Annotated in this window: 20 protein-coding genes; 7 read left to right on the forward strand and 13 right to left on the reverse strand. The window is 64.3% G+C overall.

Annotated features, from left to right (window positions below; all coding sequences use genetic code 11):
- Positions 1 to 6: 6 nt before the first annotated feature.
- Positions 7 to 906: a LysR family transcriptional regulator gene (locus tag HHL25_RS03170; RefSeq protein ID WP_169587186.1), complete on the forward strand. Its 900-nt coding sequence runs from the start codon at positions 7 to 9 to the stop codon at positions 904 to 906.
- Here the strand turns inward: HHL25_RS03170 and HHL25_RS03175 are convergent.
- The 4 genes from HHL25_RS03175 to HHL25_RS03190 form a co-directional block, all read right to left on the reverse strand.
- Complete coding sequence (locus HHL25_RS03175; protein ID WP_169587188.1) at positions 903 to 2,555, reverse strand: thiamine pyrophosphate-binding protein; 1,653 nt, start codon at positions 2,553 to 2,555, stop codon at positions 903 to 905. The two genes, HHL25_RS03170 and HHL25_RS03175, sit on opposite strands and share 4 nt — an antisense overlap.
- Positions 2,552 to 3,754 carry a CaiB/BaiF CoA transferase family protein gene (locus tag HHL25_RS03180; protein ID WP_169587190.1) on the reverse strand — a complete coding sequence of 401 codons (1,203 nt, stop codon included), beginning with the start codon at positions 3,752 to 3,754 and terminating at the stop codon, positions 2,552 to 2,554. Before HHL25_RS03180 ends, HHL25_RS03175 begins: the two co-directional genes overlap by 4 nt.
- A gap of 11 nt (positions 3,755 to 3,765) precedes the next feature.
- Positions 3,766 to 4,722 carry a DMT family transporter gene (locus tag HHL25_RS03185; RefSeq protein WP_169587192.1) on the reverse strand — a complete coding sequence of 319 codons (957 nt, stop codon included), beginning with the start codon at positions 4,720 to 4,722 and terminating at the stop codon, positions 3,766 to 3,768.
- A gap of 130 nt (positions 4,723 to 4,852) precedes the next feature.
- Entirely contained in the window at positions 4,853 to 5,785 is a 933-nt protein-coding gene (locus tag HHL25_RS03190; protein ID WP_169587194.1) for an alpha/beta fold hydrolase, read from the reverse strand.
- A gap of 134 nt (positions 5,786 to 5,919) precedes the next feature.
- Between HHL25_RS03190 and HHL25_RS03195 the strand changes: the two genes are divergently transcribed.
- The 4 genes from HHL25_RS03195 (at position 5,920) to metF (ending at position 11,582) form a co-directional block, all read left to right on the forward strand.
- On the forward strand, positions 5,920 to 7,707 hold the full coding sequence (locus tag HHL25_RS03195; protein WP_169587195.1) for a hypothetical protein: 1,788 nt from the start codon (positions 5,920 to 5,922) through the stop codon (positions 7,705 to 7,707).
- Positions 7,708 to 7,827: 120 nt separating this feature from the next.
- Positions 7,828 to 9,477, forward strand: coding sequence for an energy-dependent translational throttle protein EttA (gene ettA, locus HHL25_RS03200; protein ID WP_169587197.1), 1,650 nt, complete (start codon positions 7,828 to 7,830; stop codon positions 9,475 to 9,477).
- A 188-nt stretch (positions 9,478 to 9,665) separates the two neighbouring features.
- Positions 9,666 to 10,673: an ArsR/SmtB family transcription factor gene (locus tag HHL25_RS03205; protein ID WP_169587200.1), complete on the forward strand. Its 1,008-nt coding sequence runs from the start codon at positions 9,666 to 9,668 to the stop codon at positions 10,671 to 10,673.
- Entirely contained in the window at positions 10,674 to 11,582 is a 909-nt protein-coding gene (metF, locus tag HHL25_RS03210; protein WP_169587202.1) for a methylenetetrahydrofolate reductase [NAD(P)H], read from the forward strand.
- A 452-nt stretch (positions 11,583 to 12,034) separates the two neighbouring features.
- Here metF and HHL25_RS03215 read toward each other — a convergent pair whose 3' ends face one another.
- From HHL25_RS03215 to HHL25_RS03235, 5 genes are all read right to left on the reverse strand, one after another.
- The gene (locus HHL25_RS03215; protein WP_169587204.1) at positions 12,035 to 12,952 is read right to left on the reverse strand and encodes a DMT family transporter; all 918 of its coding nucleotides are present in this window, start codon (positions 12,950 to 12,952) and stop codon (positions 12,035 to 12,037) included.
- 133 nt (positions 12,953 to 13,085) lie between these two features.
- On the reverse strand, positions 13,086 to 14,270 hold the full coding sequence (locus HHL25_RS03220; RefSeq protein ID WP_246701677.1) for a lytic murein transglycosylase: 1,185 nt from the start codon (positions 14,268 to 14,270) through the stop codon (positions 13,086 to 13,088).
- A 227-nt stretch (positions 14,271 to 14,497) separates the two neighbouring features.
- Positions 14,498 to 15,283: a glycoside hydrolase family 25 protein gene (locus tag HHL25_RS03225; RefSeq protein ID WP_169587208.1), complete on the reverse strand. Its 786-nt coding sequence runs from the start codon at positions 15,281 to 15,283 to the stop codon at positions 14,498 to 14,500.
- A gap of 134 nt (positions 15,284 to 15,417) precedes the next feature.
- The gene (locus HHL25_RS03230) at positions 15,418 to 16,092 is read right to left on the reverse strand and encodes a class I SAM-dependent methyltransferase (RefSeq protein WP_169587210.1); all 675 of its coding nucleotides are present in this window, start codon (positions 16,090 to 16,092) and stop codon (positions 15,418 to 15,420) included.
- Positions 16,092 to 17,339, reverse strand: coding sequence for a DUF3419 family protein (locus HHL25_RS03235; protein ID WP_169587212.1), 1,248 nt, complete (start codon positions 17,337 to 17,339; stop codon positions 16,092 to 16,094). Before HHL25_RS03235 ends, HHL25_RS03230 begins: the two co-directional genes overlap by 1 nt.
- 140 nt (positions 17,340 to 17,479) lie before the next feature.
- Between HHL25_RS03235 and HHL25_RS03240 the strand changes: the two genes are divergently transcribed.
- Both HHL25_RS03240 and HHL25_RS03245 read left to right on the forward strand, forming a co-directional pair.
- Entirely contained in the window at positions 17,480 to 19,027 is a 1,548-nt protein-coding gene (locus HHL25_RS03240) for a putative bifunctional diguanylate cyclase/phosphodiesterase (RefSeq protein WP_169587213.1), read from the forward strand.
- 98 nt (positions 19,028 to 19,125) lie between these two features.
- A complete protein-coding gene (locus HHL25_RS03245; RefSeq protein WP_169587215.1) occupies positions 19,126 to 20,502 on the forward strand; it encodes a serine hydrolase domain-containing protein in 1,377 nt (458 codons plus the stop codon).
- 10 nt (positions 20,503 to 20,512) lie between these two features.
- Here the strand turns inward: HHL25_RS03245 and HHL25_RS03250 are convergent, their stop codons facing one another.
- The 4 genes from HHL25_RS03250 to HHL25_RS03265 form a co-directional block, all read right to left on the reverse strand.
- Entirely contained in the window at positions 20,513 to 21,478 is a 966-nt protein-coding gene (locus tag HHL25_RS03250; RefSeq protein WP_169587218.1) for a lytic transglycosylase domain-containing protein, read from the reverse strand.
- Between the two features lie 105 nt (positions 21,479 to 21,583).
- On the reverse strand, positions 21,584 to 22,219 hold the full coding sequence (locus HHL25_RS03255; RefSeq protein WP_169587220.1) for a LysE family translocator: 636 nt from the start codon (positions 22,217 to 22,219) through the stop codon (positions 21,584 to 21,586).
- Positions 22,220 to 22,267: 48 nt separating this feature from the next.
- Positions 22,268 to 23,482, reverse strand: coding sequence for a pyrophosphate--fructose-6-phosphate 1-phosphotransferase (locus tag HHL25_RS03260; protein ID WP_169587221.1), 1,215 nt, complete (start codon positions 23,480 to 23,482; stop codon positions 22,268 to 22,270).
- A 94-nt stretch (positions 23,483 to 23,576) separates the two neighbouring features.
- Positions 23,577 to 24,452: a DMT family transporter gene (locus tag HHL25_RS03265; RefSeq protein WP_169587223.1), complete on the reverse strand. Its 876-nt coding sequence runs from the start codon at positions 24,450 to 24,452 to the stop codon at positions 23,577 to 23,579.
- Between the last annotated feature and the right edge of the window lie 40 nt (positions 24,453 to 24,492).

The raw sequence follows: 24,492 nt of genomic DNA on the forward strand, positions 1-24,492 counted from the left end.
GAGACAATGAAGAAGTCGGGACTGGTTGAACTGCATGCGGTCGCGGCCGTGGCCGCGGCGCGGAGCTTCCGGGCGGCGGCTGCGGAGCTTGGCTTGTCGGCTTCCGCGCTCAGCCACGCGGTTGCGGCGATCGAGACCCGCATGGGCGTCAAGCTGTTCAACCGCACCACGCGCAGCGTCTCGCTGACGCAAGCCGGCGAGCAGTTTCTCGGCAAGGTGGGGCCGGCGCTGAAGGAGATCGAAGCGGCGATGGAGGCGGCCACGCAGTCGCGCGCCACGCCGGCGGGGCGGTTGCGCATCAATACGTCGGAGGGTGCAGCACGGGGCCTGCTGATGCCGATCGTTCTCGAATTCCTCCGGCGTTATCGGGATGTCGATGTCGATATCGTCAGTGAAGGACGCATGGTCGACATCGTCGCCGAGGGCTTCGACATCGGCATCCGGCTGATCGATACGGTGCCGCAGGACATGATCGCCATTCCCCTGACCGAGCACGAGCGTTTCGTCGTCGTCGGATCACCGCAGTATATCGAACGACACGGCAAACCGCTGGTTCCAGCCGATCTGACACGGCATGCCTGCTTGCGGCTGCGCCTGCCGAGCGGGACGATCTATCGCTGGGAGTTCGAGCGCCATGGGGAAGAGATCCGAGTCGATGTCGAGGGTCCGCTGACGCTGCAGGACATGCAGTTGATGCGCGAGGCCGCCGTTGGTGGTGCGGGGCTTGCCTATATGACCGAACGAAACGTTGCGGCCGACCTTGCGGCCGGCCGTCTGGTCACGGTGCTGGAGGAATGGACGCCGCCATTTCCGGGACTGTGCCTCTATTATTCGGGCCATCGGCATCTGCCGCCGGCCCTGCGCGCCTTTGCCGACCTGGCCCGGCAGATGTCGCGGAAGACCTAGGTCTTCTCGCGAATCTGAGTCAGCGTCTTCATCGGCGTGATCGCCTCCGGATCGAGCTTGATCTCGATGATCGACGGCTTGCCGGAAGCGCGGGCGCGCTCGAAGGCGCCGGCGAAGTCTTCCGTCGTCTCGACCGTTTCGCCATGACCGCCATAGGCGCGGGCGAAGGCGGCGAAGTCGGGGTTGGTGAGGTCGGTGGCGCTGACGCGGCCGGGATATTCGCGCTCCTGATGCATGCGGATCGTACCGTAGATACCGTTGTTCACCAGGCAGACGATGATCGGCAGGTCGTAGCGGATCGCGGTGGCGAATTCCTGGCCGTGCATCATGAAGCAACCGTCACCGGCAAAGCAGATGACTTCACGGTCCGGATGCAGCGCCTTGGCCGCCACTGCGGCCGGCAGGCCGTAACCCATCGAGCCGGAGGTCGGAGCGGCCTGGGTTGCGAAGTCACGGAAGCGATGGAAGCGGTGCACCCAGGTGGCGTAGTTGCCGGCGCCGTTGGTGAAGATGGTGTCCTTGGCGGTATTGGCTTCGATCCAATCCATGATCGGACCCATGCGGACTGGTCCGGGTCCCTGGGTCGGCGGCGTCGACCAGGCGAGATAGGCGGCGTGCATGGCCTCCGTGCGGGTCGCCCAGGCCGGATCCTTCGGTGCCGCAAGCGTCTTCAGCGCCGAGGTGAACTCGACCGGCGCGGCGCAGATGGCGAGATCCGGGCGATAGACGCGGCCGAGTTCGGACGGGTCCGGGAAGACGTGCACGAGCGTCTGCGACGGGTAGGGGACGTCGAGCAGCGTATAGCTCGAGGACGGCATCTCGGAGAAACGGCCGCCGATCAGCAGCACGAGGTCGGCGTCCTTGATCTCTCTCGAGAGAGCCGGGTTGATGCCGATGCCGACGTCGCCTGCGTAGGACGGGTTCAGGTGGTCGAACAGCATCTGCCGGCGGAAGGAGCAGCCGATCGGCAGCTTCCAGCAGTTGGCGAAGTCCTGGAAATCGGCAACTGCCTCCTTCGTCCAGCGCGTGCCGCCGAGGATGGCGATGGGGCGCTTGGCGGCGCTCAGCATTTCACCGAGTTTCTCGATCTGCGACGGGCCCGGATGGGCTTCGACCGCCATGGCGGGCTTGGCGGCCGGCGCCTCGACCTCGTCGACCAGCATGTCTTCCGGCAGCGACAGCACGACCGGGCCGGGGCGGCCGGAGGTGGCAATGGCGAAGGCACGGGTGACGAATTCGGGGATGCGGCGCGCGTCGTCGATCTCACCGACCCACTTGGCGAACTCGGTGAAGGCGCGGCGATACTCCACTTCCTGAAAAGCCTCGCGCTCACGCATGTCGCGCCCGACCTGACCGATGAAGAGGATCATCGGGATCGAATCCTGCCTGGCGATGTGCAGGCCGGCGGTGGCGTTGGTCGCACCCGGGCCGCGGGTCACCATGCAGATGCCGGGCTTGCCGGTCAGCCGGCCCCAGGCGTCTGCCATCATCGCGGCGCCGCCTTCCTGTCGGCAGACGAGAGTTTCGATGCCGCTGTCGCGCAGCGCATCGAGGACCGCGAGATAGCTTTCCCCCGGCACGCAGGAGACGCGTTCCACGCCGTTGGCCTTCAGGGCTTCGACGATCAGTTCCCCGCCAGTCTTCTTCATTGGTTTCTCTCCCTTTCGATCTCTGCCAGTTCGGCGAGGATTTCTTGTTGGTGTTCGCCGACCCGCGGGCTGGGGCGCTCGTAGCGCAGCGGGGTCTCCGACAGCACGATCGGGGTGCGTACGCCCGGAATGACGGTGCCGTCGGCATCTTCGAGTTCGATGCGCAGTTCGCGTGCCTTGACCTGCGGATCGTCGAACATTTCGGCGATCGAATTGATCGGTCCGGCCGGCACGGAATTCGTCTCGCAGGCGGTCAGGAGGTCGCGCTTGGCCCATTTCTGCGTTTCCGCGATCACGATCCGGCGGACTTCGACCTTGTTGGCGACGCGCGCCTTGTTGGTGGCGAAGCGTTCGTCCTCGGCGACGGGATCGATGCCGAGAATGGTGCAGAGGCGCTTGAACTGGCCGTCGTTGCCGACCGCGAGGATCAGGTGGCCATCCGCCGTCGGAACGACCTCGTAGGGGCTGATGTTCGGATGGGCATTGCCGAGGCGGACTGGCGCCTTGCCGGAGATCAGGTAGTTCATGTTCTGGTTGGCGAGCACGCCGGACATCACGTCGAGCAGCGCCATGTCGACCAGCTGGCCTTCACCGGTCTTCATCGCATGGATCAGCGCGGCCTGGATGGCGGTGACCGCATAGATGCCGGTGAAGATGTCGGCGATCGCGACGCCGGCCTTCATCGGCTGGCCGTCCGGCTCGCCGGTGATCGACATGAAGCCCGACATGCCCTGGACGATGTAGTCGTAGCCGGCGAACTCGGCGTAAGGACCGTTCTGGCCGAAGCCGGTGATCGAGCAATAGACGAGCTTCGGATTGATCGCCTTCAGGCTCTCGTAGTCGAGGCCGTATTTCTTCAGGCCCCCGAGCTTGAAGTTCTCGATGACCACGTCGGCGGTGGCGACCAGCCTTCTGACGATTTCCTGGCCTTCGCCGGAGCGGAAGTCGAGGGCGATCGAGCGCTTGTTGCGGTTGGTCGAGTGGTAATAGGCGGCCGACAGGTTTTCGCCGTCCTTGCCTTCGACGAAGGGCGGTCCCCAGGCGCGGGTGTCGTCGCCGCCTTCCGGGTTTTCCACCTTGATGACGTCGGCGCCGAGGTCGGCGAGCATCTGGCCGGCCCAGGGTCCTGCCAGAACGCGGGCAAGCTCAATCACGCGGATTCCGGCAAGCGGCGGCTTTTTCTTCGGCTTTTCTGTCATGGGTGATCCTGTCATGGGGCGATCGGCTCGCTGTCGGAAACCGGCTTGGAGGAGAAGCGGCGCTCCCGCCAGACGATGTAGAGGCCCGAGCCGATGATGATGGCGATGCCCAGCCATTTGATCGGATCGGGGAAGTCGCCGAACACCAGCCAGCCGAACAGCGTCGCGGAGACGATCTCGAGATATTGCAGCGGTGCGAGCACCGAGGCGGGCGCCACCCGGTAGGCGTAGACGGCGAGGATGCCGGAAAGGGCTGCGGCGAGGCCGACGCAGGCGATCCAGGTCAGCGTCATTGCGCTTGGCAAGGACGGTTCGAGGAAATCGATGCCGCTGACACTGCCGACGGCGAGCAGCAGGCCGCAGATCGGCAAACCCCAGAGCGACATCTGGAACTGCATGGCCCAGGGGTTTTCCCGCTGCGAGAGCGCGCGTGTCATCAGCGCGAAGACGGCGATGCAGAAGGCGGTGACCACCGGGAGCACGGCGATGGGGCCGACCATTTCGAAGCTCGGGCGGATGACGATCATCGCGCCGAGGAAGCCGACGGCGCAGGCCGTGTAGCGACGCCAGCCGATCGTCTCCTTGAGGAAGACGCTGGCCAGAACCGTCAGTATGATCGGCTCGACGAAGAAGATGGCGACAGCATCGGCAACCTGCATGACGGCAAGCGTTGCGACGAAGCAGATCATCGAGACCGTGATGATGCCGGCGCGGATGGCGTGATAGCCGCTCAGCTTCCAGGAGAACTCCCGCCATGTGCCGTTCATGATCACGAAAGGCAGCATGAAGATCGCCTGGAACAGGAAGCGTCCCGTGGTGATCAGGGTCGGCGAAGCGCTCGATGTGGCGAGCTTCGAAAACACGTCGATGAAGGGAGCGACGAGCATCGCGATCACCATCAGGCCGAGGCCGTTCAGGATCCGGGTCTTGGGCTCAGTCGTGGCGGGGCTCGCGGAGGATGGATTCATGGTCTTTGTATAGCGGGCTATCCCCTCGGAGACACTTGAATTTCTCTCATGGGATCATTCCGTTTCGGCATCGCCAAGCGAATGTCCAGCCCGCATGCCGGGCCGAACCGGCAGGCGGGCGAGGCACGCATCAGGCGGCAGGAAAGACCTTGTCGCACCAGCCGGAGAAGTCGCCGATCGCCTTTTCGCGGTCGATCTCGTTCAGCGTCTCGTGGCGCATGTCGTCGTAGATCACGGTCGTGACATTGCCGAAGGCGAGGCGTTTCAGATGATAGGACAGCCAGAGCACATCGCGGCCGCCGCGGGTGGCAGGATCCTTGCCGCCGCCAACGAGATGTATGGGCAACGAGCGGGGAAGATCGTCGAGCAGCGCGGACCGGCTGCCCCGGAAGGCGAGCGCCAGCACGTCGCTCCACATCGAGACGCTCGCCGGAAAACGGCACAGCGGATCGGCAGCGTAGCGATCCACCTCCTCGGGGTCGCGTGACAGCCAGTCGAACGGGGTCCGGTGTCCCGGAATGCTGCGGCCCCAGGCGTCGAAGGTGGCGCGGGGCAGAATGGCGCTCGGCACGTCGGAGCCCTTCAGCATCCGTTCGATCGAGAGGACCGCCTGGGCGAGGCGGCCGGTCAGCCCCGGGTTGAAGTTGGAGTTCCACACCGCGACGGCCTGGAAGGCCTCGGGATGGCTGATCGCGGTGTTGAGGGCGACGAGCCCGCCCATGGAGTGGCCGAACAGCAGGACCGGCAGGCCGGGATATTCCTCGACCGTCATGTCGCGCATCGCCTTGACGTCGCGGACCGTCTTGACGTCGCCCCGGCGCTCGGAAAAGCGGCCGATCGGTGCGTCTGCCGCAAGCGTCTCGCCGTGGCCCCGATGGTCGTGGGCGAAGACGTGAAAGCCCCGCTCGGCCATCGCCCGGGCAAAGCCGCGGTAGCGCTTGGAGTGTTCGATCAGGCCATGACAGACGAGCAGGATGCCGCGGGCATTTCCTTCCGCCCGCTGGTGATGATAGGCGATCAAGGCGCCGCTCGGGCTCGAAAATCGTCTGGTCTCGGCAAACATGATTTCCCCCTTTGCCACGCCCGTGCGGACACCCACCGCCGGCCGTGGTCTTCCCCATTTATGCGGCGTTAAGCCGCCCGAGGCTAGTTTCCTGTTCGACCCTGCCTCTTCAGGGGCATAGAACGGGGGCCTTGATGGTTTTGCAAGTCGGCAATCGCAAAGGTCTCGGGCTTTCCCGCGGATTGCCGCTGATCGTCCTGCTTTTGGTCGGCTTTCTCCAGATGGCGCTCGACGGTCTTGACGGCCGGTTCGAGAAGATCGACGTGGACGATGCCCTGCGGGGTATCGAGGTCCGGCAGTTGTTGCAGGACGGCCGCTGGTTCGACCGCACGCTTGCCGGGATCCAGATGCCGGACCCCTATGTTTCGCCCTGGTCGCGGCTTGTGGATCTTCCCTATGTCATTCTCGCGCGGCTCGGCGAGCTGTTCACTGGGCCGGCAGAGGCCGTTCGGCTTGCCTTCGCGGTCTGGCCGCCCATGCTCTTCGCCGTGTTCTGCGGACTGGCCGCCGCCATTCTGCATCGCCTGGCGCGGGAGGGCCTTGGTCCTCTGCGCGTGGTGCATCTCCCGCTCATCCTGATCCTTGCCGCACCGGCGGTCCTCGAATTCGTGCCTGGACGGATCGATCACCACAATGCGCAGATCCTCGCCCTGGCCTTTTTCACCTACGGGGCCGTCAGGGCCGACCGGCTCGGAGGCGGGCTCGCCGGGCTTGCAGCCGCCGCTTCCGTAGTGATCGGGCTCGAGAGCCTGCCGCTCGTGGCGATCGGCTGTGCGGCGGTCGTGCTCGATTGGTGCGTCCGTGGTCGGCCGGCGAGGGATTTCACGCTTTCCTTCCTTATCGCCTGCGCTGCGGCGACCGTCGTGCTCGGTGGCACCTTCGTCGGCGTGAAAGGGCTTCTCGATACCGCCTGCGACAGCTTCTCGGCACCGTTCGCCTTCATCCTGACGGTCCTGCCGCTCCTGGCCGCATCCGTGATCCTCTTCCTGCCGGCCCGGGTCGGCCCGGGCTTGCGTCTCGGCGCGGTCGTGGGCCTCTCACTGCCGGCCGTTGCGAGCCTTCCGTATCTCTTCGGGGCGTGCCTCGGCGGGCCGTACCAGATGATCGACCCGGTCTCCGCGCATTTCTGGTTCGAGCGTGTCCTGCAGGAGGGCGGTATCGTCGCCCTGACAAAGGCCGGGCATCCGCTCGAGGTCTTGCGGCTCACCGCGCTTGCGGCGGTGCTCGGGCTTGCCGGGCTTCGCCTCGTGCGTCGAGCGAGTGGTGAGGGGCGGGCCGCCTGGGTCGCCTATGGCCTCGCGCTCCCTGCGCTTGTCCTAGCGCTGTCGATGTTCCGCTATGCGCCGATCGCGGTGGCGCTCGGGACCTTGTTCCTGCCGGCCGCTGCCGTCGAGGCGGGGAGGCTTTGGGGCATCGGGGGGAAGGGGCGACGAGCCCTGCTGGCCGGTGTCTTGCTGGCGATTGCCCCCGCTGCGGTTGCCGTGATGCAGGGTGCGTCCCGGCCTGCGGACGGGCCTGACGTCGTCGACTTCATGAACAATGACCGTTGCGAGGGGGCGGATCTTTCCGCGCTCGAAGGGCTCGCTTCCGCCCGGATTCTGGCGCCGCCGGGGCTCGGGATCGCGATTGCCGAGCGTATGCAGCCCGGGATTTCGGTTTCGGGCATCCTGTTTCACCGGGCGTCGCCGGGGCTGCGCCGCACCTACGAGGCGCTCACCAGCGGCGACGGCGAGATCAGGCGCAATGCCCTATCTCCCTTCGACCATGTCGCCGTCTGTGCCCGTGTTCTGCCGGGTGCAGGCGAGGCGGCGCCGCTCTTCCGGGCGCTTGCGGGTGGTGGGGGCTGGCCGGGCCTGAGACCGGTCGGCGAAGGGCGTTCGGCGTTCCGCCTGTTCGCCATCGATCACGCGACCGTCGAATAACGCTGTCACGCCCCGTCGGAGGGGGCCACCTCACAAAAACCGGTAGGCCGCATTGCCCCTGTCGCCGCTTTCTTCTACATAGCGGGCAAATTCCCTTCACGCCCGCGGAGCAATTCAACGATGGCACGCCAGTTCATCTATCACATGTCGGGACTGAACAAGTCCTACGGCGCCAAGAAGATCCTTGAGAACGTCAACCTGTCCTTCTACCCGGATGCCAAGATCGGTATTCTCGGTCCGAACGGCGCGGGTAAGTCGACCGTTCTGCGCATCATTGCCGGGCAGGACAAGGAATACACCGGCGAGGCTTGGCTCGCCGAAGGTGCGACCGTTGGCTACCTTGAGCAGGAGCCGCATCTCGATCCTACCAAGACCGCATTCGAAAACGTCATGGAAGGCGTGGCCGACAAGCAGGCCGTGCTCGACCGTTACAACGAACTGATGATGAACTATTCCGACGAGACCGCCGATGAAGGCGCCAAGCTCCAGGACATCATCGACAGCCAGAACCTCTGGGACCTCGAACAGCAGGTCGAGATGGCGATGGAAGCGCTGCGCTGCCCGCCGAAGGATGCTGACGTCACCGTGCTTTCGGGTGGTGAACGCCGCCGTATCGCGCTCTGCCGCCTGCTGCTCTCGCAGCCGGACCTGCTGCTGCTTGACGAACCGACCAACCACCTGGACGCCGAGACGATCGCCTGGCTGGAAAAGCACCTGCGCGACTATCCCGGCGCCGTGATGATGATCACCCACGACCGCTACTTCCTCGACAACGTCACCGGCTGGATCCTCGAGCTCGACCGTGGCCGCGGCATCCCCTACGAAGGCAACTATTCCGCATACCTCGCCGCCAAGGCCAAGCGCATGCAGCAGGAAAGCCGCGAAGAAGCCGGTCGCCAGAAGGCCCTGTCGCGCGAACAGGAATGGATCGCCTCCAGCCCGAAGGCTCGTCAGGCCAAGTCGAAGGCTCGTATCAAGGCCTACGAACAGCTGGTGGATGCCGCCGAGAACATCCGGCCCGGCGACGCGCAGATCATCATCCCGGTCTCCGAGCGCCTCGGCAACGTGGTCATCGAGTTGGAAGGCATCACCAAGGGCTTCGAAGGCCGCACGCTGATCAAGGACCTGTCGATCAAGCTGCCGCCGGGCGGCATCGTAGGCGTCATCGGCCCGAACGGCGCCGGCAAGTCGACGCTGTTCAAGATGATCACCGGCCAGGAAAAGCCGGATGCTGGCACGATCCGCATCGGTGACACCGTGCATCTCGGCTATGTCGACCAGAGCCGCGACGCGCTCGACGGCAACAAGACCGTTTGGGAAGAAATCTCCGGCGGCGCCGAAGTCATCAAGCTCGGCAAGTTCGACATGAACTCCCGTGCTTATTGCGGCGCCTTCAACTTCAAGGGTGGCGACCAGCAGCAGAAGGTCGGCAATCTCTCGGGTGGTCAGCGCAACCGCGTTCACCTCGCCAAGATGCTGAAGGCCGGCGGCAACGTCCTGCTGCTCGACGAACCGACCAACGACCTTGATACCGAAACGCTGGGTGCACTTGAAAGCGCACTGGAAGCCTTTGCCGGCTGCGCCATCATCATCAGCCACGATCGCATGTTCCTCGACCGCCTGGCGACGCATATTCTCGCCTTCGAAGGCGACGGCCATGTCGAATGGTTCGAAGGCAACTTCGAAGACTATGAGCAGGACAAGGTCCGCCGCCTCGGTCCCGATGCGCTGAACCCGGGCAGCCAGGCCTACAAGCGCCTGACGCGCTAAGGCGAAGGACTTCCAGAACCCCGGCTTCGGCCGGGGTCTTTTGTGACCCGGCTCGCCACCCCGCCGTTCTGCATGCGGCTCCGTCGGCGAAGGTTTTCCGCAACGCCGGCCAAATTGCACTTGCACAAGAATTCGAACCGACATAAAGATATCTTTATATCTTGATTGGGTTCGAAATGACGACAAACATGAAATTCGGCGTCGATGCCCTCGTTGAGCTGCTGAAGGCCGCGGGCGAGCCGACGCGTCTTCGCCTGCTTGCCCTTCTTTCGGCCGGCGACCTGACGGTCACCGACCTGACCGACATCCTCGGCCAGTCACAGCCGCGGATCTCGCGCCATCTGAAGCTGCTCACCGAAGCCGGAATGGTCGATCGCTACCAGGAAGGTGCCTGGGCCTATTTCCGGCTGAAGCAGGACGGCGACGCGGCAGGGCTCGCCCGCACGCTTCTGTCGGCCACCTGCGACAACGACGCCGTGCTGCTGCGCGACGGCGAGCGCCTTGCCGCGGTCAAGCGCGCACGGGCCGAGCGTGCCCAGGAATATTTCAAGCGCAACGCCTCCGGCTGGGACGAGCTCCGGCGCCTCCATGTCGATGACGCGGCGGTCGAGGCCAAGCTCATCGAGCTGATCGGGCCGGAACAGGTCGAGACGCTTCTCGATCTCGGCACCGGCACGGGCCGCATCCTGCAACTGCTGCAGAACAGCTATCGCCGCGCGACCGGCATCGACGCGAGCCGCGACATGCTCTCCGTCGCCCGCGCCAATCTCGACAAGGCCGGCGTGCTGAAGGCATCCGTCCGCCACGGTGACATCCTGAACCTGCCGCTCGACGGCAATGAATATGACATCGTCATCATCCATCAGGTGCTGCACTTCCTGGTCCATCCGGAACTGGCTTTGGCCGAGGCTGCCCGCATGCTGAAGCCCGGCGGGCGACTGGCGATCGTCGATCTTGCTCCGCATTCGCTCGAGTTCCTCAGGGACGAGCATGCCCACCTTCGCCTCGGCTTCTCCCATCAGACGATGGAGGAGTGGCTGGCGAAATACGGCCTGACGGTCGAGCGGACCGTCGACCTTCCGCCCGGCGGCTCGGCGAGCCAGGGGCTGACCGTGACCATCTGGCTGGCGCGCCTTCAATCCGCGCCGGCCGCTTCGGAAGACCGCGCTCCGGCGCTCGTGACTGGGAGCATCTGAATGGCCATCGACAATCGGAAAGAAGCGCGTGGCGAACGACTGCGCTACTCCTTCGAATTCTTCCCGCCGAAGTCCGAGGATATGTCGGACCAGCTCTGGAAGACCGTCGAAGACCTGCTGCCCTGGAGCCCGGATTTTGTTTCGGTGACCTATGGGGCCGGTGGCACGACCCGCGAACCGACCCTTTCGACGGTCCGGCGGCTGATCGCCGAGACACCGTTGCGCACGGCTGCGCATCTGACCTGCGTCGGCGCGACCAAGGAAGAGGTTCACCGGGTTGTCGAGGAGTTCCGCGCCGTCGGCGTCCGGCATTTCGTCGCCCTTCGGGGCGATCCGCAAGGGGGGATCGGCAATCGCTACGAGCCCCATCCCGGCGGCTATGCCAATGCGGCCGAACTGGTCGCGGGGCTGCGCGAACTGGGCGATTTCGAAATCTCGGTATCCGCTTACCCAGAGAAGCACCCGGAAAGCCCGGACGATGCCGCCGACATCGACATGCTGAAGCGCAAGGTGGACAACGGCGCCTGCCGGGCTCTCACCCAGTTCTTCTTCGACAACGACGTTTACGAGCGCTATCTGGAGCGGGTGCGGGCGGCCGGGATCTCCATTCCGATCGTTCCGGGCATCATGCCGATCCAGAACCTCACGCAGCTCAAGCGCTTTGCCTCGATGTGCGGTGCGAGCATTCCGTCCTTCCTCGACGAGCGTTTTGCCGGTCTCGACGACCAGCCGCGGGCGCGTGCCGCGGTGGCGGCGGAGGTGGCGGCCGAACAGATCGAGGATCTTGTCCGTCGCGGCATCTCGGACTTCCACATCTATTCGATGAACCGTTCGGCACTGACGATCGCCACGCTTGCCAATCTCGGCCTCCAGCCGAACGCGATCAGTTCCAAGGGGGCTGCTGCCTGAGGCAGAGCTTCGGCCCGGACAACGAAAGAGGCGCATGTCCGGACCGGATCATGCGCCTCTTTCATTAAAACTGGAAAGCTCAACTGGCTTGGGCCTGACCACTTACGGTTCCTTATGGCCTCTTGTTCAACTCATCTTGTTCAGATGAACAGCATCGTTGCAATAAACACAAACGCCGCACCGACGATCAGGACATTGAGAGAGTTCGTAAGTCCCATGTCTGCCTCCTTGTGTTGACCGTTAGATAATATGTCGGTTTTGTGTCGCAAGGAAAGCGATTAATGTGCTGCAATGCAGCGCCGGGCAGTGGATAAGTTGTCGCACCGTTATGCGAATGTAGAAAAATCAACCGCTTGCCGAATATCAGCGGATATTAATGTTGATTAACAAAAGTGAGTTGCAGGGGTAGGTCGCCGTTGCTCCCTGCAGCGGTTTGGGTCATGTCCGGTGCCTCAAGCGACGGCCTTTTGCCGGGTGAAAAGCCGTCCGTCGAGGATGACGAGGCCGGTTCCAATCAGCGCCATTCCGGCGATATCCGTGAGCTGCAGGCTCTCGCCGAGGAAGAGCACGCCGAGCAGGATCGCGCTCGGCGGCACGAGCAGCGTGACCAGTGACGTGTTGGTGGCGCCGGCAAGCGCCATGATGCGGAAGAACAGAATATAGGCGAATGCGGTCGAGATCAGCGCGAGACCCAGAATGGCCGCGACCGCGGTGAGCGGCGGGAAGGGAACCTGCCAGGCGTGATCGAAAAACAGCGCTGCGGGCAGCATGATGAGCGACGAGGCGGTCAGCTGGCCGGTGGCCGTGACCGGTGAGGGCAGGTCGCGGAAGCGCTTGCCGTAGGTGGCGGCGAAGCCATAGGAGATCGCCGCCAGAATCGGCAGCATCATCGCCCATAGCGGCGCACCGCTGGCCTGCAACGCGCTCGGGCCGATCATGACCGCCGTGCCGGCGAGGCCAGTCAAGGTGCCGGCCAGCTTGGCGGGCGTGAGCTTCTCGTCCGCGGTCAGACGGTTGGCGATCAGCACCGTCCAGATCGGCGTGGTGGCATTGAGGATCGAGGCGAGGCCTGCGCCGATCTCGGTCTGCCCGAGAAAGATCAATGTGTGGGGGATGGCGTTGTTGATCAGGCCAAGCACCAGGAAGGCCGGCCAACGGGCTTTGAGGGCCGCGTAGAGACCGAGATTGCCGCGCAGGTAGAGATGAAGCGCGAGTGCGGCGATCGACAGCCTGAGGAAAGCAAGCGTCACGGGCGGCACATGGGGGACGGCAATGCGGCCGAAGAAGAAGGAGCCACCCCAGATCAGGCCGAGCAGGGCCAGGAGCGACCAGGTCTTCAGGGAGAGGCGGGGAGACGTGGTGGTCGACATCGGGCACTCCGTGGCTGGCAGGTCCGAGGCTTAAGCCTTCGTTGCCTTTCGTGCCACCCGAAACTTGCCGTCCGCCGTTTGGGGCACACCGACGGAAGAAGGCGGCACGCGGGTGCCGCCTTCGCTAGCCCGATCAGAACGCGGCGACGAAGGCCGGGGTCGGCCAGCCGTCGGCCGGCATGCCGAGACGCTGCTGTTCCTTCTGAATGGCCATGCGGGTTCCGCCGCCGAGAATGCCGTCGATCTTGCCGACGTCGTAGCCCTTGGACTGGAGCTTGGTCTGCAGCGCCTTCATCTCGACGTCGCTGATTCCCGGTTCCGGATTACCCTTCAGGTAGGGCTCGGCGCCCGACAGGCGGGTGGCGAAATAGGCGGCCGACGTCGTGTAGATGAAGGACTGGTTCCATTCGAGATAGATGTTGAAGTTCGGGTAAGCCATGAAGGCCGGTCCCTTGCGGCCCTGCGGCAGCAGAAGCTCGCCCTCGAGCCCGGCATTTGCGGTATTGCCGTCGCGCGGCTTGACGCCGAGTGCAAACCAGTCGCCGGCCTTCATGCCGCTGTCGAAGCCGGTCTTTTCCCAGGGCAGGTTGTCGGGAACGGTGACTTCCTGGATCCACGGTTCGCCCTTGCGGAAGCCGAGATGGGCAATGAACTTGGCGGCGGTCAGGATGGCGTCGGGCGAGCTCTTCTTGACGTTGACATGGCCGTCGCCGTCGCCGTCGACGCCGAAGGCGACGATGTCCTTCGGCAGCATCTGGACCTGGCCGATCTCGCCGGCCCAGGCGCCGGTGTTGGTCGCCGGATCGAGGTCCCCGTGCTGGACCATGGTGATGAGGTTCAGGAGCTGCGGCCGGAAGAGTTCCGGACGGCGGCAGTCATGGGCGAGTGTGACGAGCGCATTGCGCGTGTTGAAGTCGCCCTGGACGGCGCCGAAATCGGTCTCCATCGCCCAGAAGGCGGTGATCACCCCGGCCGGCACGCCGAATTCCTGTTCGGCACGGGCAAAAACGTCGGCAAGCTGCTTCATCTTCTGGCGGCCGATGTCGAGGCGTGCCTGGCTCACGGTGCGCTGGGAGAATTCGAGGAAAGTCTGCTTGAAGACGCCCTGCGAACGGTCGCGGGAGAGAACCTTCTGGTCGATCTGGGCGCCGGCCAGCGCCGCATCAGCGGCGTCCGCCGGAGCCCCGGCAGCAACCGCCTCGGCCTTCACGCCCTCGAGAAAGGCATTGAAATCGCCGCCGCATTCGGCCGCGGAGGCGAGTGAGGTGGCAGACAGCAGGCAGGTGAAGGCTATGGCGAGGCGCGAGACGGATTTCATTGGGTCTTCCTTGCGGTTCTTGTGCTGCATCCGGGCGTCTCAGGCATAGGCGCCGGATGCGTCGGCATCGTGAATGGCTTGACGAAAACCGTCCCCGGCGGGCGATGCCGGGAACGATACGTGAGAGGAGTGATATCGGCCGACTTTTTGGCCAAAGCGAGATCGGATCGCGAAATTTGTCGCCGGTGTCCGCAAGATGCGGGAGCACGCCGCGCCGGACGCTGGCGTCACTTCCTGGAGACCGCGGCCACCCAGTTCTTCCAGTTCTTCTCCGTGCCGGCGAAGACGTTGATGTCGGTTTCGCCCTTGATGCCCGGAATGACGCCGGTCGAGGTGTATTGCCAGAAGGCCCAGCGGCGATCCGGATAGATCTCGCCCGGATGCTGGGCCACGGCGCGGACCCAGAAGTGATAGTCCTGGAAGGCGCCCGCGAGATTGTCGCGGTGGAAATCGACGGAGGTGTAGATGATCGGTCGCTTGCCGTAATAGGCCTCGATGCGGTCCATGAAGCGCTTCATCTCGGCCTGTACCGTCATCGCACTCGGGCGGTAGGTGCAGGTCTTCGAGGTGTGGTTCCATTCGACGTCGAGGACCGGCGGCAGATGCATGGATGCCTTCGGCACGTTGCGGATGAACCAGTCGGCCTGTTCGTCGGCGGTCGAGCAGAAATAGTAGAAGTGATAGGGCGCGTGCGGGATACCGGCCGCGGCCGCGCGGCGCCAGTATTCATCGAAGCGAGGATCGACGATGTCCTTGCCCTCGGTCGCCTTGATGAAGGCGAAGGAGACGCCCGATTTCCGCACCTTGTACCAGTCGACGTCACCGTTCCACTTGGACACGTCGATGCCGTGCACCTTGTGGCGATTCGGGTTGTTGGCGCCGAAATCCTGCGGATCGGTATCCTGGAAGCGCGGCTGCGAAATGGAGGCGGTCTCCATCAGGTCATAGCTGGCCGAGGTGCAGCCGCTGAAGGACAGCGTTATCGGCAGGAGCGCAAGGAGAAGCCACCGCATGGGTAATCCATCAGATCGAAGTCGACACTATGCCCCTGTGACGGTGCGCAACACGCAAGTACAAAAGAGGCGCAAACCTCCTTTTGCCTCCATCATCCTTAAATATCGGTTATTTTCAACTGTGCCGGTGGGATTCAGGTGCGAATTATCGCATGCCAGGCATAGCCGCGCCCGATCGCCTCGAATTCGAGGCGTGCATTGATGGCATTCGCTTGAGCCTCAAGGGCTTCGCGAAGCGTCGCGCGCGGCGTGACGTGGAAGCGGGCGAGCCAGGATTGGAGCAGGCGCCGGAACCAGCCGGGAAGCTCTTCCTGCTGGCCAAAATCGACGACATGGAGCGAACCGCCGGGCTTCAAGGCTGCGACCGCGGCCTCGACAGCCTTCTCCCATTGCGGGATCATCGACAGGGCGTAGGAGATCATGATCCGGTCGAAGCCCTGGACACCGAAGGCATCCGCCGTGAAGGCGGTGGCATCGGCGACCACAAGCTCAGGCTTGACCGGCTTGCCGCGAAAATTCTCGCGTGCCGAGATCAGCATTTCGGCGGAAATGTCCAGGCCGTAGAGGCGGGCGGTCGGGTAGATGTGATGCGCGAGCAGCAGGTTGCGGCCGGTGCCGCAGCCGACTTCCAGGAGCGTGCCGTCACGCGGCACGTCGAGCCTGCCGATCATGCGGTCGCGCCCGAACAGGTAGTATTTGCGGGTCAGGTCGTAGATGTGCCGCTGGTAGCGGTACATGCTGTCCATGCGCTCCGCATGTCCCGCGTCGACCGCCTGCCGGCCCACCTGTCCGCTCGCCTCGGCGTCCATCAGGCCGTCTTCTCGTAGATGTGGAAGCCGCCATAGATGGCCGAGCGGTCGAGCTTGTTCAGTTCGGCCGAGCGCTCGGCGTGATAGACCCACTGGCCTGCAAGCGCCTCGGGCAGGCGACCTTCGATCACGCTCTTCTCGGCTGCGGTGCGGAAGATCACGCGGGCGCCGGGCGTGGCGGTGCGGGTGATCTCACTCCACAACTCGTTGAGCTGGCCGTCGTTCATCCAGTCCTGCGCATCGAGCAGCACGAAACGGTCGACGCTGAGCGCCGGCTTGCCAGCCAGGAGCTCGGTGAGGTTTGCGTGGTGGACCGTGACGCGCTCGGCATTGGCGCGGATCGCCGCGTAGTTCTCGGCCTTGAGATAGGTCGGCAGCGTTCCTTCATGGGCCTCGGGATAACGGCGCGCAAAGGCCTGCCAGGCGAAGTAGTTTTCCTTCAGCGGAAAATGGCAGGCGAGCTTTTCCAGGCGGTGGCGCAGCACCGGGGCAATCGTGCCGCCTTCGGAGAGGCTCGCCAGTTCGTCATACTGCTGCGGCGGAATGCCGAGGCCGAAGAGCGAGCTCTTGCGGCTGGTCATCCAGCGGATCAGCGGCTTTTCGAACAGCGGGGCGATGCGATCGTCGAAGAACTGGCGCTGCTCGCGCAGCGTCCGGGCTTGAGTAATCTCGTCGAGGCGCACGCCATGCAGGCGGGCGATCGCGTGGCCGGCGCCGATGAAACGGCCGAGCAGGCCGGTACGGCAGAAGTTCCGGTTGAAGGCGGCGATGCGGCGCTTGCCGGTGAGCCCGCGATGCGTCCAGTAGGCGCGCGTCTGCGCATCGAGATAAGGTGCAATGTAGCGGTCGAAGTTGCGGCTGTTCGTCCGGCTGTTGTCGGCGGCAAAATGACGGACGACGGTCGCGTGATCCGGCAAATGGCGGAAGGCGGCGAGCTTCAGCCGGTTCAGCGCCACGTGGTTCGGATTGAGGTCGACGACGTCGATGCGCGAGGGGTGGCGGGACAGGTAGGCCAGCGCGTTGCAGCCGCCGGAACCGATGGTAACGATCGAATGGCCTTCAGCGAGTTCCATCGCCTGCATGTCGACTTCCGGGTCTTCCCAGATCTGGGCATAGACGAGGCCGGAGAAGAGAAGTTCGAACAGGCGCTCGGAGAGACCGTCCCGGGTCAACGGCTTGTGCTGGAGCAGCGCGTCCTTGAGTTTGCGGTTCCTGCGAAAGCCGGCATCGGGTGCAAGGTCGGTCATCTTTGTCCGTCATCCGTTGAGCGTTGCCGGGATTTAGCCGGGCACTGCTACAGTTTGATGACGCGGCCTGTGAGCTTGCGATAACCGAACGTTAATCGGTTTCGCCCTAATTCTCTTAGAAGTTTACGGGGACGATTAACATGATGTTAAGTACGTTGCTGTCGGGCTCCATCGGGCGATATGTTTTCGCCGGCTCGGCTTTCGGTGCGCTGGCGCCGATGACATACATTCTATCCGCCGCCCGCTCGCCCGAGCCGGCGTCAATCTTCACCGACCTCCTCCTTGATCCTTTCGGCCTGACCATGCTGGCGCTGCCGCTGGCGGCCGGCCTGTTCGCGCTTCGGATCGAGCGACATCATGCCCGCCTGCAGCGGCAGATCCGTGAACTGGAGGAGGGGCGTCGGGCGCTGCAGATGGCCGCGCGGCGCGACGGACTGACCGGGCTCGGCAACCGGATTGCCTTGGAGGACGATTTCTCGGGTTCTGCCCGCCGTGCGCTGCTCGTCCTCGATCTCGACCGCTTCAAGTTCGTCAACGACACCATGGGGCAGGCGGCCGGAGACGAGCTGCTCAAGACCCTTGCCGCACGCGTCGCGACGACGGCGGGGGTGCGCGGAAAACTCTACAGGCTTGGCGGTGACGAATTCGTGCTGCTGGTTGGGACAAGCCTGGATCACGCCGGTGTCGCCGCGCTCTGCCGCGATCTGGAGGCTGCGGCTGCAGCACCCTACGAACTCGCCAGGGGTCGGGTTGTGAGCGGCGTGAGCATCGGGGTTACTCTGGTCGCGCCGGAGGACCGGGCGCTTTCCGACGTCCTGCTGCGCGCCCGGCTTGCGCTCTACCGGGCCAAGGAAGTGTTCGGGGCAAGCCATTGCTTCTACGACGAGAGTCTGGCTGAGGCCGCGCTGGTCCAAAGCGAGATCGAACGGGATCTGGCGCGCGCGCTCCGAGACGACGAGTTCTACCTCGAATACCAGCCGATCATCGGCGTCGAAAGCGGCCGGCTTCGCTCCTTCGAGGCGCTGCTCCGCTGGCGTCATCCGGTGCGCGGCACGATCTCGCCCGAGGTCTTCATTCCGATCGCGGAAAGGACCGGGATGATCCATTCCATCGGGGAATGGGTGGTCGAGCATGCTTGCCGGGAAGCGGCGCGCTGGCCGTCGCCGACGGGCGTCGGTGTCAACGTTTCGGGCGACCAGTTCAAGGATCGCGGTTTCGTCGACCACGTGAAGTCCTGCCTTATGCGAACGGGGCTGGCGCCCGGCCGGCTGACGATCGAGGTGACGGAGGCGGTGTTCTCCATCGACATCAATCTCGTCTGCCGCAGCCTCGAAGAACTGCGCGCCTTCGGGGTCAGGGTCGCGCTCGACGATTTCGGCACGGGCTTTTCGTCGATCAACAATCTCAGGCTGTTTCCGCTGGACCAGCTCAAGATCGACCGGTCGTTTGCGCGGGAAATGCTGGAAAGCAACCGTGACGCCCGGCTGATCGACCTGATCCACCGGCTGTCGGAAACCTTCCAGATCGGCACGACCATCGAGGGAATCGAGACGGAAGGCCAGCTCGACTTCGTCCGCAAGCTCGGCATATCGGAGGCGCAGGGCTTTCTGATTTCACGGCCCGTCAGTCCGGCGAAGGTCAGCGAGATGCTGCTTCCGGATCATCAGCTCCTCGCCGTCGCCAGCTAAAAAAACGTGTGAAAGCGTCGAGTGCGCCCTTTCATGGGCTTCCGGGCTGTCGAAAATCCTGATTGCATGGGCGGGCAGGACAACCGGGGGAGGCTTGGATGCGGCTGTTCGTCAAATTGGTTCGCGGGTTCGTGATGCTGCTGGTGATGGCTGTCGCCGGCGTGTTTCTGTGGCTGACCGCGGCCCCTCCGGAACTGCTGCGGGTCGGCACGGGTTATGCCGCCAAGATCGTCTGCTCCAACGTCTTCATCGCCGGGCGCGATGCGGAGGCGGTGTTGGCCCAGGACGTCCAGGCGCCCGGCCACCCGCTGCTCAAGCTGGTGAATGTGGACGTCGATCCGGAACGCAGGATCGTCACGGCCCGCATGCTTGGCGCTTTTGCCGCAGGAACCGCGGTCTACCGCGACGGCCTCGGTTGCGCGAGCGTTCCGGACGGCGACGTGGAGAAGGCGCTCGCCATCTCGGAGCCGGCCGCGGCCGCAACGCTGCCGGCCAATGCCACCCGGACCTGGCCGGAAGGCGAGGGGGTTGATGTCGGCGACCGCCGGCTTCACGCCGTGCTTTCCGATCCGGCGCTCGGCGGCCCCGGGATGCGCGCGATCGTCGTGGTCAAGGACGGCCGGATCGTTGGTGAGGTCTATGGCGACGGCTTCGACATCTCGACCCCACTGCTTGGCTGGTCGATGGCGAAGACGGTCAATGCGGCTGTGATCGGTCGCCTCGTGCAGGAGGGCCGCATCGGGCTCGATGACCAGGCACTTTTCGCGGGCTGGACCGATTCGGCGCACAAGGCGATCAGGCTTCGGGATCTGATGGCGATGGAAAGCGGGCTCGCCTTCAACGAAGACTATGGCGACGTCGCCGACGTCACGCGCATGCTTTACCTCGAACCTGACATGGCAGCCTTCGCCGCGGCCCAACCTGTCATCCACGAGATCGGAAAACAGTTCTCCTATTCGTCCGGATCGAGCGTGCTTCTCGCCCGTATCTGGATGGACCGGCTCGGCGACCGCGCGACGGCGCTCGGCTATCCGCGGGCCGCACTGTTCGGACCGCTCGGCATGTCGAGTGCGGTGCTGGAAGCCGACGCGGCCGGGACCTTCGTCGGCAGTTCCTATCTCTACGCGACGGCGCGGGACTGGGCGCGCTTCGGCCTTCTTTTGGCCGATGGCGGGATGTGGAACGGCACGCGCCTGTTGCCGGAGGACTTCGTCGCGGCGATGCGGCGGCCGACCTCGGTCTCAGGCGGTCTCTATACGGAGATCCAGGCCTGGAATGTCGGACCGGGAGACGAGGCTGACGAGAGATTTGGCCTGAAGCCGGAAACCTTTTGGCTGCAGGGGCATGACGGCCAGTTTATCGCCATCGTTCCTTCGGAACGGCTGGTCGTCGTCCGGCTCGGGCTTACGCCGTCAAAGCTGAACTATCGCCCGCAAAGGCTGGTGAAGTCGGTCTCCGAAGCCCTGCAGAACTGATGCTGCGTGCTCAGGGCTGCAGGACGTGCAGCATGCCCTTGCGCTTGGCGTCGTAGTAGTAGCCGCGCGCATAGAGGTTGACGGCCTGGTCATGGCTGTTGTCGGCAACGAGCCATGCGCCCTTCAGGTACTTGATCGCGTATTTGAGGTTGGTTTCCGCGTCGAAGAGACCGGAGGCCGGGCCTTCGTAGCCCATCGACTTGGCGGTCGAATACTTGATCTGCATGAGGCCGTAATGACCGTTGTTGTAGGCAGACGGCTTGTAGGTGCTCTCGCGCTTGACGACGCGGTGGATCAGCGCTTCCGGCATCTGATAGATTGCCGCATATTTCTTGATCAGCGCATTGATGACGGTGGGGCCCGTCGTTTCCGGCTTGTCCGCCTCGAGTTCGAGCGTCTGCACGGCAGCAGGCGCCGACACATCAAACTGGTTGTCGAGGGCCGCAAGAGAGGTCGTGGCCGAAGGGGCCGCATAGGCAAGGGCCGCGCCCGCAGGCTTGGCTGTCGGCACGATGGTCTGGGCGACGGTTACTTCCGGCGGCAGGATGGCCGGGTCGGCGGTGTCGGTCGACATCGGCAGCGAGGTCACGGCATCCGGGGAGGCGGGCATGGCCGCAGTCTGCATCGCCACCTTTTCCTCGCCCGCTGCCATGGCCATCGCAGTCGGAGTGGTCGCGGCCGTGCCGAGTGCCACGATCTTGAAGGTCGGGATCGGAGCGGGTGTCGCAGTGCCCGGAACGATCGGAGCCGGCTCGGTCGGGACATTGGGATCCACCGGTGCCGGAAGCGTGGCGTTCGCGGCAGCGGCGGCCGCCTGCTGTTGCTGCTGCATCTGGGCTGCGGGCGTGCCTGCGACCGGATTGGCCTTGAGCTCCTGCTTGGCCGCATCTTCCATGCCGCTGGTGCAGGCACTCAGGCCGGCGAGCAGAATGGAGGCGAGGCCCAGCTCAAGTCTCCGGTCTCTTTTGACGATCATGCCGACATCCCAAATAATATCCCCGTCGGCGGAAGCTGTTGCCTGTCGCCGTTAATGTCCTGTTGTCATAATGGATAGGCTAAATTGCGGCAAGCTTACCTTGGTTCAAGCCGCGATCTTGCGGTAACCGGCCGTTACTGCGCCGGCGGCGATCAATAGCGTGCCACCGCTGCGATTGACGACACGGCGGACGGAACGCTTGCGAATGAAGCGCCGCGCGCGATCGGCGGCGAAGACATAGCAGAGGCTGAGGCAGGCCGAGAGCGCCACGAACGTCCCCTCGAAGATCACCACCTGTTCGAGGAGGGGCAGCTTCGGCGACATGAATTGCGGCAGGAATGCGACGAAAAAGACGATGCTCTTGGGATTGAGCGCCGTCACAGCGAAGGCGTGACCCATGATTCGCAACGGCTTCTCTTCCGGCAGGTTGTCATTGTCGGCGAACGGTCCTTCACCGACCGGCGCCCGCCAAAGGCGGATGCCGAGGAGGACCAAATAGGCGGCGCCGATCAGCTTGAGGGTGGTGAAGGCGCCTGCCGAAGCCGCGAGCAGCGCGCCGAGACCGAGAATCGATGCCGTCATCGCGACGATGTCGCCGAGCACCACGCCGCTGACCGTCGCGAGCGCGGTGCGGCGGCCATGACCGAGAGCATAGGACACGACCAGCAGGACGGTCGGGCCCGGTATTGCCAGAAGGACAGCCGAGGCGGCGGCGAAAGCCAGCCAATGTTCGAATGACATGAGTCTCACTCCTCCATTCGACGAGCAAGCCAGCTTTCGCCCGATCCGTCAATGAGCCGGATGGAATTTCTGGCCCAGGTGATCCATCACGTCCTTGAACCACGGCGTGTTGAGGTCGAAGGCCTTTCCGCCCTTGATGCGGGGGAATTCGATGGTCCGAAGCTTGCCGCCCTGATCCTCGTCATGGCCGGTCACGCCCGACACCTTGTTGAGGGCGCTGTCGACGGCGAGGTCCACCATGCTCTGGATCAGGCGCAGGTCCTCGTAGTTGGCCGGGGCCGAGCGGGCATAGTAGCCGGACTTCTGAACCATCGAGCGCTCGGCATCGAGCAGCTTGGCGAAATGCTTCTGGAACCAGTTGCCGACATTGATGGTGTCGATCTTCACGTGACCGAAGGCGTCGCGCTTGATTTCCTCGCCGGCGGCTTCGCGATCCGCGACGATCTCGTCGAGGCAGGCACCTTCCGAAACGAACAGCGTGACGAAGCCGGTGCGGTCCATGGTCTCGCGCAGGCGCGCGGCTTCCTCTTCCATGTTGAAGTGCGTCTCGGGCAGATAGAGGCCGTCGATGTTCTTCAGCTCGGTGTTCATCATCATACCCTCGATATACTCGTTGTTGCGGGTACGATTGATGTAGGCGTGCGCGGTGGCGGCGGTCAGCCAGCCGCAGTGACGGCCCATCACCTCATGGATGACGAGGCTGCGGGGCGCCGCGCTCTGTTCATTGGAAACGTGGTCGAAGAAGCGGGCGCCGACTTCGGCCGCCGTCCAGGCGCCGAGCGACTGCCGGATCGGTACGACGTCGTTGTCGACGGTCTTCGGCAGGCCGACCACGGTCAGGTCGTAGCCGTTGGCGCCGAGATAGGCTGCAAGGTCGGCTGCCGTCGTGTTGGTGTCGTCGCCGCCTATGGTATGGAGGATGGTGACGCCGTCGGCCGCCAGGCGCTCGGCTGCGACCCTGAGCGGGGTCTCGCCTTCCTTCACCAGGCCCCGCTTGACGCAGTCGGCGACGTTGGTCAGCTTGACGCGGCTGTTGCCGATCGGCGAGCCACCATAGCGATGCAGGACATGGGCCTTCTCGCGCATCTCCTTGGTGATCTCGATCTTGTAGTCCATGAGAAGGCCGCGATAGCCGGACTTGTAGGCGATGATCTCCACCTCGGGCGCGATGTCCGTGTAGCGCTCGATCAGTCCGCCGACGGCGGAGGAGAGGCAGGGCGCGAGCCCGCCGGCGGTCAGCATTGCAACTTTCTGTTTGGCCATCGATCCTCCTTCGGCGACCGCTCTGGGTGCCGTTGACTTGACGTTTTCCGCGCGAATGGATGCGACAGTCCAAGGGGCCTGTAAAGCGAAAAGTTCAGGAAATACGGGCCTTTCGGCCCAGCCAGACGACGAATGCGACGGCAATCGCGAATATAATCGTTTCAATGCCGATGTGCTCGCCGAGCAGGATTGTGGAAAACAGCAGGGTGACGAAAGTCTGCATCAACTGGACCTGCGCGACGCGCGAAATCCCGCCGATGGCAAGGCCTGCATTCCAGAAGATGAAGCCGCCGAACATCGACAGCAGGCCATGGTAGAGGAGTGCGCCGATCGCGGCTGCATCAGGTGAGGTGACGCCGGTCGAGAAGGTGGCGAGCGCCCCGGCGAGCGACAGCGGCAGCATGACGACCAGCGCCCAGGAAATGACTTCCCAGCCCGAAAGTCGCCGGGCGAGCCGGGCCGATAGCACGTAGCCGAGCGAGGCCGAAACGGCGGAGGCCAGCAGCCACAGGTCGCCGACCTCGAGGTGAAAGCCGCTCTGGCGGGCCGAGAAGGCGACCACGAGTGCGGCGCCGGCAATGCCGCAGAGCCAGAACAGCGGGCTCGGCCGCTCGCCGTCGACGATGACGGCGAAGATCGAGGTCAGGAGCGGCAGGAGACCGAGCACGACGCCGCCATGGGCGGCCGGCAGGCTCTGCATGGCGATCGACGAAAAGATCGGGAAGCCGAAGACCAGGCACAGCCCGGCAAGGAAGAGCGTCGGAAGTGCGCCTCTCGGCCAGCGCTTGCCGAGTGAATAGAGAACGATCGCGGCGGCGGTCGAGGCGATCACGGCGCGGCCGAAGGTGATGAAGAGCGGCGAAAAGCCGTGCAAGGCGATCCTCGTCATCGGCAGGGTCAACCCGAAGATGGTAACGCCGATTGCGCCAAGGACGAGGCCAAGCGCGGGCGAGGGGATTGCCGATTTCATTGATGCTCCGCTTCAAAAGGACGCGGGCGTGGTCGCATGA

It is taken from the genome of Rhizobium terricola, assembly GCF_012927355.1.
Classification (GTDB): Bacteria; Pseudomonadota; Alphaproteobacteria; order Rhizobiales; family Rhizobiaceae; genus Allorhizobium; species Allorhizobium terricola.